Here is a 10317-nt window from a genome sequence, read left to right as displayed (position 1 = left end):
CGCGGGCGGTAATGTCAAATACCACTGAGCAACGCAATGCCCATGGTCAATATAAATTTATTAAGCCGTTGGTATATTGAAGTTTCCTATTACTGTATTAACAGACAAGAACACTATTTTGTCATAAGATAAATAGACCAACATTTGTTAAGTTTGCCTGCTGCACCCTATCATATTTACGGCAAAAGCGAAGCCCATACTTTGCGTTTTTTAACGTCATTGTAAGCTGCATAAGCAACCCCGTGGCAGTTATCAACAATAGGGAATGAAATGCAGATTAACAGAGTGATTATTTAAGTTGATCAACATCCATAAACTATTTTATTCTCTCTTAACAACAGTTTAGAGCATCACCACGCGCGGTTATTAGTGTCACGGGAATATAATGAGCCAACGAAATATTCAGTCTTTATTTACACCTGCTTGTATTGCAGTTATTGGTGCCAGTAATAATCACAAAAAAGCTGGAAATGGCATTATGAAAAACCTGCTATCAAGTGGCTTTTCTGGGCCAATTATGCCTGTAACCCCCAACTATCGTGCCGTTATGGGGGTATTAGCTTACCCAAACATTGACGCATTACCGGTCGTACCTGACCTTGCTATTATCTGTACACATGCCGATAAGGTTATCGCCAATATTGAGCAGCTTGGTAAATTTGGCTGTAAAGTAGCTATCATTATGGCATCTGGCATCAGTGAATCCGATAATCAATCCTATAATACCCTCAGTAAACTGAGCACCATTGCCAAACAATACGGTATGCGAGTACTTGGGCCAAATAGCCTTGGGATGATATTACCGCCACTTGGATTAAATGCCAGCCTAGCTCATAGCAACGCGCTAACAGGCAAGATTGCCTTTGTGTCACAATCAGCCGCCATATGTACCACGGTTTTAGATTGGGCAAATAATAAAGGCATTGGTTTTTCTAGTTTTATCTCTATTGGCGAAGCTTGTGATATCGGCTTTGATGAATTACTCGATTACCTAGGCCGTGACGGAAAAACAGCGGCTATTATGCTTTACATCGATTCGGTTAGTGAAAAACAACATTTTTTATCAGCCGCGCGCGCAGCTGCCCGCAATAAACCGATTTTGGTGATTAAATCTGGCCGCAGCAACGAAGGAATTAAAGCGGCTATGCGCCATACTGGCGGTATTGGCGGCAATGATGCCGTTTATGAAGCCGCTTTTCGCCGTGCCGGTATGTTGCGAGTGACTGATCTTGTTGATTTATTTGCCGCCTTAGAAAGCCTTGCCCATTCAACACCATTAAAAGGTGAACGCATTGCTATTATCAGCAATGGCGGTGGACCTGCGGTATTAGCGGTCGATGAACTGATACTCAAAGGGGGAAAATTAGCTCAGTTGACCAATAGCACCATCACGCAATTAAATCAGCTTTTACCCAGTACTTGGTCAAAACAAAATCCGGTGGATTTAATTGGTGATGCTGGCCATCAACGTTATGCTCAAGCGCTTGATATTGTGATGCATGATGAACAATGCGACGCAATTTTAATCCTACATTCTCCGTCTATTTTGGATGAAAGTGAGAAAATTGCACAAAGCGTCATTGATACCATTAAACAACATCCTAAACGTAATCATATCAATATTATCACTAATTGGAGTGGTGAAGATGCCACTTATTTAGCTAGAAAGCGTTTTAATCAAGCCAGCATTCCAACTTATCGCACCCCTGAAGGCGCAGTTCGAGCTTTTATGTACATGGTTGAATACCGACGTAACCAAAAGCTACTCCAACAAATTCCTCAATCAATTCCAAGTAATATTCCAACTGACAGCAAAACCGCAAGGCAGTTATTACAACAAGCGCAAACCAAGCAACAATGCGCAATAGATACGCACCAAGCGGCACCTGTTCTACAAGCTTATGGCTTACAAACCATTGAAACCCACTTTGCTGTTAACGCTGACGATGCTGTTAGTGCAGCGCAAAAAATCGGTTATCCCGTCGCGTTAAAAGTCCAATCTGCACAATTAAAATATAAATCAGATGTACACGGCGTGATGTTAAATCTTTATAACGATGAGCAAGTTCAACAAGCTGCAGCATCGGTCCTAGAACGGGTAAAGCAAGCAACTCCCGATGCTGTTATCGATGGCTTAATCATTCAAAAAATGGCCTTAACCGCAGGGGCACAAGAGTTACGTGTTGCGGTAATTAACGACCCTGTTTTTGGCCTCGCAATCTGTTTAGGTGAAGGCGGATCTGATTGGGATCCGACGGTCGATGCAGCGGTGGCACTGCCGCCTCTGAATATGACTTTAGCCCGCTATATGGTTATCCAAGCGTTAAAAAATCGTCACATACGTGACAGGCAACTGCCACTAGGGTTAAACATGGATGCCATTTGTGTGATGTTAACTCAAATATCCCACTTGATTATTGATTGCCCAGAAATAGCAGAAATCGACTTTAACCCCGTTCTGGCCGCGGGTGAAACCATCACCTTATTAGATGTTAATATCAAACTCAATTCAGATGGCGAACACAATCCACATCGATTAGCCATTTTGCCTTATCCAAAAGAGTTGGAACAACACATTACTTTAAAGCACAATCTAGCTGTGATGTTAAGGCCCATTTTGCCCGAAGATGAACCTAAGCATATGGACTTTGACAATTCTTTATCTGATGAGGATCGCTATAAGCGTTATTTTAGTGTTAGAGCAAAAATGACCCATGAAGAAATGGCCGTGTTAACCCAAATTGATTACTCGCGTGAGATGGCCTTTATTGCCACAACAATCAATGATCAGGGTGATGAAATCACTTTAGGTGCGATAAGGGCTTGCATTGACCCTGACAACATAGAAGCAGAATTTGCCATGGCAGTGCGCAGTAACTATCAAGGTCTGGGGTTAGGTCGCGCTTTATTGAAAAAATTGGTTGCTTACTATCAACTAAAAGGCACTCGTAAATTAATGGGTTTCACCATGATGGAAAATAGAAACATGGCCAACTTAGCAAAATCATTAGGATTTGAGGTGTCGTTTGACAGCGAAGAACACTTAATCAAAATGTCAATGCAGTTAAAGTAGCTCTATTAAGTGAAATAAAACAAAATCGGCTTTATTAAATAGCCATAAAAATACCGACATAAGTCGGTTTTTTATACGCAAGATTGGTAGCTTAATATTTGACGCAATTTCGCCCTGCTGCTTTCGCGTTATACAACAAGTCATCTGCTCTTGCTAAAACCGTATCCATATCATCACCTTGCGTTAGTGCCGATACGCCAATTGAAATGGTAATGTGACCGAGTGACTTTTTCTCTTTACCAATGGTCAATTGTTTATCCGCAATCCGCTCACGAATTTTTTCAGCTATCCCCACTGCATCAGACAGCTTTGTGTCAGGCAATAAAATAACAAATTCTTCACCGCCATAACGGGCAACAAAATCTTCACCTTTAACAGCTTGTTTAAGCGCTAAGGCGACATAAGCCAACACCTTATCGCCAATTAAGTGACCATAACTGTCATTAAATTGCTTAAAGTGATCAATATCTATCAACAATAAACAGCAACCAACGTGATGATCATGGAATTGAATTAACTGCTCTGTTGCAAATAATTCATAGGCGCGGCGATTATTTAATGATGTCAGCTCATCAGTCATGGCGACGATATTGAGGTTTTCCATTTCACCCTTTAAATTAGATAGCTCGCCACCTAATGCATCAAGTGAATTTTGCATTTCTTTGTTCGAAGAAATTACGGTTTCAACTTCTGAAGCTAAACGAATGACCATCTGATTGAGTAGTTCAGTTGAAGGCTTTTTCTGTAATTCATTATTAAACTGATGCAAAGAAGATGAAAAAACCTGATTACCGTCTGTAAACGTCTCTAACTTAGCAAATAAGCTACTCAGTACGATTTGTGTTTCTATTTGAACATTTTCGATTACCTCAGGCGATCTCGCTTCAATAAAACGATGATATAAGCCTTGATTAACCTCGTCAGTAAATTGTGCTTTATTTGCAATAAGCCCATCGATGGCACGTTTCAAGTTAAGGTTTGTTTCTGCAAAATAGTCATACCAAGTTGCATAGTTTTGCGGGGTAACAGGAATATTCAAGGCTGACATCTGCGGGACAGCTAAGCGTAAAATCTCAGCAGATTGTTCAAGTTTATTTTTCTTATCCATGTGAAACCTTTGTACGTAACCATAAGCTGTTTCTATATTTTTTCATTCTACATTATCTTTGCAACCAAAAAACTGTATTCAGATTCCACAACTTAAATAAATCTCATCTTAATAATAACCAAAATTTAAGTTTGATTTGTTATGGTGACAATGCTGCATAATTAAGCAGCAATGTAAACGCTGTATCCACATGTTTTGATTTTTTAAACTTTAGCAACCCCTTTTACAGGCGCTTATTGTTTACACCCTGACTCAATACCTATTTACATTAAAATGAAGGAACAAGTATGACATTCTCTTTGTTAACACAAACTAAACTTTGTTTTGAACCATTTCAACGAACCCGCATAACGTTCGACCGTGCAGGAGCTGCGATGATGTTATGTATTGGAATGACAACAGGTTGCGCAGTTACTAATGAAAGTCCTCACATTACATCGTCTATATACACTGCAACTAACCACAGTCCAGAAGCCAGTTTCAGTATGTTTCCGGCCCCAGTTAAGGGGATGACGCAACATGTATTGCAGCTGCCAAAACAAGATAACGAAAGTGATTATGAAGTAGAAGTTCAGTTAGGCAAAACTGAATTAGCAGATTGCAATTTAAAAGGCTATTGGGGTGATTTAGCGCAAAGGAATCTTGAAGGTTGGGGTTATAGCTTTTATGAAATGACCGAATACTCTGAAGGTATGTCAACCATGGTAATGTGTTATGAACCCAAAACGACGCGATTTATCCCAATTGGAGATGCGTTTAAATTTAAATATAACAGCCGTTTACCAAAGGTATTCTATTTACCCGCAGACGTTGAATTGACTTACCGAACATGGAAAACAACTCAACGTTACCAAACAACAAACTAAATCAGTAAACTGACGTTATTAAGCCCATTTAAGGGCTTAATAACGGCGCAATAGTTAATGAACAGTGAATTCATTCTTTTACAACAATACACTACACAATTTCTGCATCGTCAAATCAGTATCGTCTTATTCTGACCACTTGCATAATTTCAACTTCAAACCCAGCAACGGTTTCTACTGCCGGATAATATACTAGGCTGACTTTTTGTCCCGCGAGATTTTTGTACTTTTTGGTCCGTTTGTATTTAAAAGGTACATGCTGACCTTTTATCATTAACGTTTGTAAAAACCAGTCCCCCTTCTCTCTTTGAGTATGCGTTTCAACCGTCAGCCCTTCACTATAGGTCAATTGTTGGTGTTTTTTTAATAATTGTTCTGGTTCACTTTTACTCATTGAAAATCTACTTCGATTAATTATGCAATGTCAGTTTACATTTTATGTGTTTGTTCATATCACCCAAGTGTGCAAGCCACATCAACGATTTTATAACCTCGGTTAAAGGTTAATCGTTAAACGCGAAACGGCCTCTAATACGTGTGCAAATCGATGCTGCTGGCAAGCACCAAAGCCAGGTAATTGCTTTATTTTGGCGCGACTATATCTTGGCATCATCATACCGACTAAAAACTTGGCTTGTTGATTAACATCAGGTCGCGTAAAGCCTTTGGTTAACGCGACATCAAATAACGGAGTAAGTAACTGAGTTAGCTGTTGTTCACTAGCTAAAGGCGCTAGGGTTGATTGTGGTAATTGCGCTGCCTCACCCAAACACACACTACATCGCCCGCACTGCGCATCCGCTTGGTGATCATCAAAATATTGCGCCAAGTGAAAACTGAGACAATAACGAGACTCAAACGTGTCAACAAGCGCTGCAATGCGCTTGATTTCTTTGTCCTCATTGTTGGCAAAATAGGTACTTAACTCATGGGATAAGTTTTCTTGGTTAAGAAGTTGGCTATTAACCTCGAACACTTGAGTGATTTTCTTGGTTTCTAAAGTAATGAGATCTTTTTCAGCTAAATATTCCAGCGCCGCAACCACGCGGCTTCGTTGATGTCCAAACTGCTGATTTAATGCTTCAAAATCTAACTGACCCCAAACTTTTTTGAACACGGTAAAGTCAAATATTTGCTGGAGGAATTGTTGGCGTTGTTGATTGAATTGGCTCAAAATTGTTTGAGCATCACTATTAAAGCGATATTTAAAATCAGCAAAATAAGCAAAACTTGGCGTCACTACGCCACGCATTTCTAATTGTACTAACAGCGTTTTAAGGGGTAATAAACGGATATTACATTGGTTAGACACCGGTGTTTCTTGCATTTCCCAACGCCCTTGGGAAGTCCCTTGTTGAATAATTTCAATCAATTGAGCAATATCATTGGGTTTGGGGGTGTCAGCATAAACAAAGTTTTCAACGGTATTGATACCATCTTTATTAGCTAAAGTAATACAATGAGCAGCCTTGCCATCTCGTCCTGCACGCCCAATTTCTTGACTGTAATTCTCTATCGATTTGGGTAAATCATAATGAATAACAAACCGAATATCGCTTTTATCTACCCCCATACCAAAAGCAATGGTTGCCACAACCACTTTAATATGTCCGGACATAAAATCATCTTGGATTTGTTGTCTTATTTGATAGTCAAGCCCGGCATGATAAGCCTTGGCGTGAATTCCGTGTTGGTTTAAAGCTTGTGCCAACGTTTCAGTCGTTTGTTGCAAAGTCACATAAATAATACCGGCTTGATCTTGCAAATACAGCGGCTTAACCGTATCCATTAACACTTGGATTTTATTTTGTTGCTCAACGCCTTGCACACATAAACTTAAATTTTTACGTTCAAAACCTGTTTGGACAATGGTGTTGCTGGCAATATTAAATCTTTTGGCCATATCTTGCTTAACCGCACGTGTTGCAGTGGCAGTTAATAGTAATACTTGAGGGATAGCGAATTGCTGGCGATACTGCGGTAATTTTAAATAATCAGGCCTGAAATTATGGCCCCACTCAGAGATACAATGCGCTTCATCGACGACTAGAAGCGAAATAGCAATAGCACTAAGAAATCGCCTAAAACGCTCATTTTTGAAACGTTCAACAGACACCATGAGCACTTTGAGTTTGCCGTTGCGAGCATCTTGCATAACTTGATTTACATCATCAGCACTTAACGTTGAGTCGATACTGGCTGCAGCAATGCCTTTGTCAGCCAAAAATGCTAATTGATCCTTCATTAGCGCCAATAAAGGTGACACCACTAACGTCAAATTGGGTAAGCAACATGCGCTATATTGATAACATAGTGACTTTCCAGATCCTGTTGGGAATATGGCCAATGCTGATTGCCCTTGCAGTAGCGTTTCTATCACATCTTGCTGACCATGATTAAAATCTGAAAAGCCAAACCATTGCTGGAGGTTGTCGGTCAATTGCGTTTGAGTAAAATCCATTTTGTCCTTGGTATTTTAGCGTTGATGTCTGGATTGTGTCGTTATGTCGTTATGTCGTTATGTCGTTATAGGGCGATGGGAAGACATCCCTAAATAAATATCCACCAAAGCTCACTGTTGTGAAAAAGCCTGTTATCACATAACAGGCTTTATGGTGCGCTTTAAATCAACGTTTTATTTGCGGGCGATATATTGATTGATCAACTTGGTTAATTTATCTTCAATGCCATCAATGATTTTTTGTTGTTCAAGACCTGCCGCATTGAAAAAAGCATCTGCTTGGTCGTCATTAAGCACTTTATTTCCAATTGAAAATTGGATTTCAGCCAATGATTTATCGTATCGCGGCACCACATTCAATTGATAAATTGGCTGCAATTTTTTAATAAATGCTTTTTGTACTAATAAACAAAAAGCTTCAATATGATCGATACCGTCAGGCCCTAAGCAGCCAGGTTCTAAACGATAAAGTATCGTTAACTGTCTATCCATTGTCTTCCCAAATGCTAACTGCCCTTTGGCTTTAAATTTGACCTTAGGCTAGTTCACTCTGCTTGTTTCTCTGTGAATTGATTAATCATAGTATTAATCAATCAAAAAAAACTAAATTTTAATTGGTAACTTTCAACTATTTGTTACTGGATTTAGCCTGGTTATATGCAAGATTAAATTGATCAACATACTCGCTGATTGGCACTATTGTTGATTTTAAACGCCGATTACGACCCAATAATGATGATTCGACAAATAAATCAAACCACGCAGTCAGCGCGTGACCATTTAACGGCTCACCAGCGGCATCTAACGCCAGAGCTGCGACTTCTGCGGTGCCAAGTTGAAAATCATGGCTCCCCTTTCTAAGGGCATAGGTTGCTAACTTGCTAGATGAAATAGAAAGTACTTTTAGTTGATGCAAATAAGGGCTTTTGCGAAACATTTTAATTGCTTGTCGCCAACTGCCATCTAAAAAAACCAATAATACTTTTTTATCTGACTGCTGCGCTTGCTTTTCAATGCGATTAAATACCACTTGCTGTTCAACATATTGCTCAGGAAAAACTAAATAAACTTGATATTGCGGGTCCACTAACTGCGCAAGCATAGCTTGATTTGGCTGCGTTCTTGACCATAAATATGCATGGGTATCTGGAATTAAATCAGCGATTAAGCGACCACTATTGGTTGGCTTTAGCACTTCATCATCGTACATAATCAGCATGACACTAATGTCACTGCTGAGCGGTTTACGGTGCGCACAAGTACAAAACTGGGTGCCAAGTAAACATAACGGGCAACGGATCAGTTTTTTACCGCGAGCTGAAAATGCTTTTGTAGAAAGAGATTTACGATAAGCATAGAGTCTGTGCACAGCATGCACTGGCTTAAAATCAACTAAAGACGCAACTTGTTGAGGTTTACGGGTATCCATTACAAAATACGTCGTAATAGAAAATCAGCTCTCAGGCGTCTAATTCTATTCATCACTTTTCTAACAGGCGCTGGGTAACTTTGCAGTGTTTCTATTTGACTGTAATGAAATAAACGCTCGGTATGTTCAAGAATATGTTGCTGTTCTTGTTTAAACGAGTTTTTCCAGACACCCGATTCATCATGAACCAATAAGCCGTTTTCTAAATCTAAAGCCCAGGCTCTAGGATTTAAATTAGAACCGGTGATTAAATGGGTTTTATCATCAGCACTGATGCCTTTTAAATGGTAGCTATTGATATTATGCTTCCATAAATAAATATTAAGCTGGCCGCTTTCAATTGCCCATTGTTGTCTTTTAGCAAACTTGCGCAGTGTTTGCTCATACATATACGGTAATGCCCCAATCGTTGAAAAGGGTTGATCTGTTGGAATAAAGAAATCATTGGCGGTTTTGTCACCGACAACAATATCGATTTTCTTGCCTTCACGTAAATGCTTAGATAATGCCAAATTTAACGGTCTTGGCGGATTAAAATACGGCGTACAAATAAATAAGTGTTCTTGAGCATTATTGACCAGCCCCACAACGGCTTCATTTAACTTATTCTTTTTGCGCCCTAGACCAACAATTGGGGTTACACGGTTACCAATGCGCGTTGCGTCAAATTCGTATTTTGCTTTTGCTAAACGTAATTTAAAACTGCGTATTGTTTGTTTATCTGGTAGTACTTCCGTTTGAGCGGGTTGAGTCAATGAGCAAACTGCAGGGTCAGCTAAAATATATTTTTCAATCATTTCACGCATTGACGTCGCAAGCGCTTTCGATTCCAGCATATGATAACGATCAAAACGGTATTTCTGCTGTTGATGCAAATAAATATTATTTAAACTAGCACCGCTGAATATCACCACATCGTCGATAATAAAACCTTTAAGGTGGAGTACGCCCATAAATTCACGCGACTTAACCGGCACTCCCACAATATTGATTGGATATTGTGCTTGTGCAATTAATTTACGGTATAAAATATAATTACCGCTATCGCCTTTGTGGCCGATTAATCCGCGTCGAGCACGATGAAAGTCCACCAGCACGTTGACTTCTAGCTGAGGATTTTTTGCTTTCGCTGCCATTAGAGCATGCAAAATTTCACGTCCAGCTTCATCATCTTCAACGTACAGAGCTGAGATAATGATTGACGTTGTTGCTTGTTCAATTTTTTCTAGCAAGGTTTTTTTAAAATCTTGCGGGGTTAGTAACCAGCTCAATGCATCAGCATTAAGTGAAATTCCACCTAGCTTATCCAGCAAGGTATCCTCCTTTAAAAAGCACCTTTGAAATAGCAATACCTATTTAATGATCGGTATACAGATTTGC

8 protein-coding genes are annotated in these 10317 nt (G+C 39.6%); 2 read left to right on the top strand and 6 right to left on the bottom strand.

The annotated features are described in order from the left end of the window. The first annotated feature begins 385 nt into the window (after positions 1-385). Positions 386-3073: a bifunctional acetate--CoA ligase family protein/GNAT family N-acetyltransferase gene (locus G3R48_RS04225; protein ID WP_153663376.1), complete on the top strand. Its 2688-nt coding sequence runs from the start codon at positions 386-388 to the stop codon at positions 3071-3073. Between the two features lie 91 nt (positions 3074-3164). On the opposite strand, the gene G3R48_RS04220 is transcribed toward G3R48_RS04225, so the two are convergent. After that, positions 3165-4181, bottom strand: a complete 1017-nt coding sequence (locus G3R48_RS04220) for a GGDEF domain-containing protein (protein WP_153663374.1) — start codon at positions 4179-4181, stop codon at positions 3165-3167. A gap of 287 nt (positions 4182-4468) precedes the next feature. Here G3R48_RS04220 and eco point away from each other — a divergent pair, with 287 nt between their 5' ends. Beyond that, positions 4469-5047, top strand: a complete 579-nt coding sequence (eco, locus tag G3R48_RS04215; protein ID WP_153663372.1) for a serine protease inhibitor ecotin — start codon at positions 4469-4471, stop codon at positions 5045-5047. A gap of 115 nt (positions 5048-5162) precedes the next feature. Here the strand turns inward: eco and G3R48_RS04210 are convergent, their stop codons facing one another. The 5 genes from G3R48_RS04210 to pssA form a co-directional block, all read right to left on the bottom strand. After that, positions 5163-5441, bottom strand: a complete 279-nt coding sequence (locus G3R48_RS04210) for a hypothetical protein (protein ID WP_153663370.1) — start codon at positions 5439-5441, stop codon at positions 5163-5165. Between the two features lie 102 nt (positions 5442-5543). Next, a complete protein-coding gene (locus G3R48_RS04205; RefSeq protein WP_153663368.1) occupies positions 5544-7508 on the bottom strand; it encodes a RecQ family ATP-dependent DNA helicase in 1965 nt (654 codons plus the stop codon). A gap of 174 nt (positions 7509-7682) precedes the next feature. Continuing rightward, complete coding sequence (locus tag G3R48_RS04200; RefSeq protein ID WP_153663366.1) at positions 7683-8000, bottom strand: hypothetical protein; 318 nt, start codon at positions 7998-8000, stop codon at positions 7683-7685. A gap of 136 nt (positions 8001-8136) precedes the next feature. Then, positions 8137-8937, bottom strand: a complete 801-nt coding sequence (locus G3R48_RS04195; RefSeq protein ID WP_153663364.1) for a tRNA-uridine aminocarboxypropyltransferase — start codon at positions 8935-8937, stop codon at positions 8137-8139. Then, on the bottom strand, positions 8937-10250 hold the full coding sequence (gene pssA / locus G3R48_RS04190; protein ID WP_153663362.1) for a CDP-diacylglycerol--serine O-phosphatidyltransferase: 1314 nt from the start codon (positions 10248-10250) through the stop codon (positions 8937-8939). Before pssA ends, G3R48_RS04195 begins: the two co-directional genes overlap by 1 nt. Positions 10251-10317 lie beyond the last annotated feature (67 nt).

It is taken from the genome of Shewanella intestini, from assembly GCF_018221465.1.
In the GTDB taxonomy this organism is placed as follows: domain Bacteria; phylum Pseudomonadota; class Gammaproteobacteria; order Enterobacterales; family Shewanellaceae; genus Shewanella; species Shewanella intestini.
This window is presented reverse-complemented; position numbering and strand designations above follow the sequence as displayed.

Bases quoted from the DNA above. Each gene is read 5' to 3' on its own strand.
- G3R48_RS04225 (WP_153663376.1), top strand. From the start codon at position 386: ATGAGCCAACGAAATATTCAGTCTTTATTTACACCTGCTTGTATTGCA.
- G3R48_RS04220 (WP_153663374.1), bottom strand. From the start codon at position 4,181: ATGGATAAGAAAAATAAACTTGAACAATCTGCTGAGATTTTACGCTTA.
- eco (WP_153663372.1), top strand. From the start codon at position 4,469: ATGACATTCTCTTTGTTAACACAAACTAAACTTTGTTTTGAACCATTT.
- G3R48_RS04210 (WP_153663370.1), bottom strand. From the start codon at position 5,441: ATGAGTAAAAGTGAACCAGAACAATTATTAAAAAAACACCAACAATTG.
- G3R48_RS04205 (WP_153663368.1), bottom strand. From the start codon at position 7,508: ATGGATTTTACTCAAACGCAATTGACCGACAACCTCCAGCAATGGTTT.
- G3R48_RS04200 (WP_153663366.1), bottom strand. From the start codon at position 8,000: ATGGATAGACAGTTAACGATACTTTATCGTTTAGAACCTGGCTGCTTA.
- G3R48_RS04195 (WP_153663364.1), bottom strand. From the start codon at position 8,937: ATGGATACCCGTAAACCTCAACAAGTTGCGTCTTTAGTTGATTTTAAG.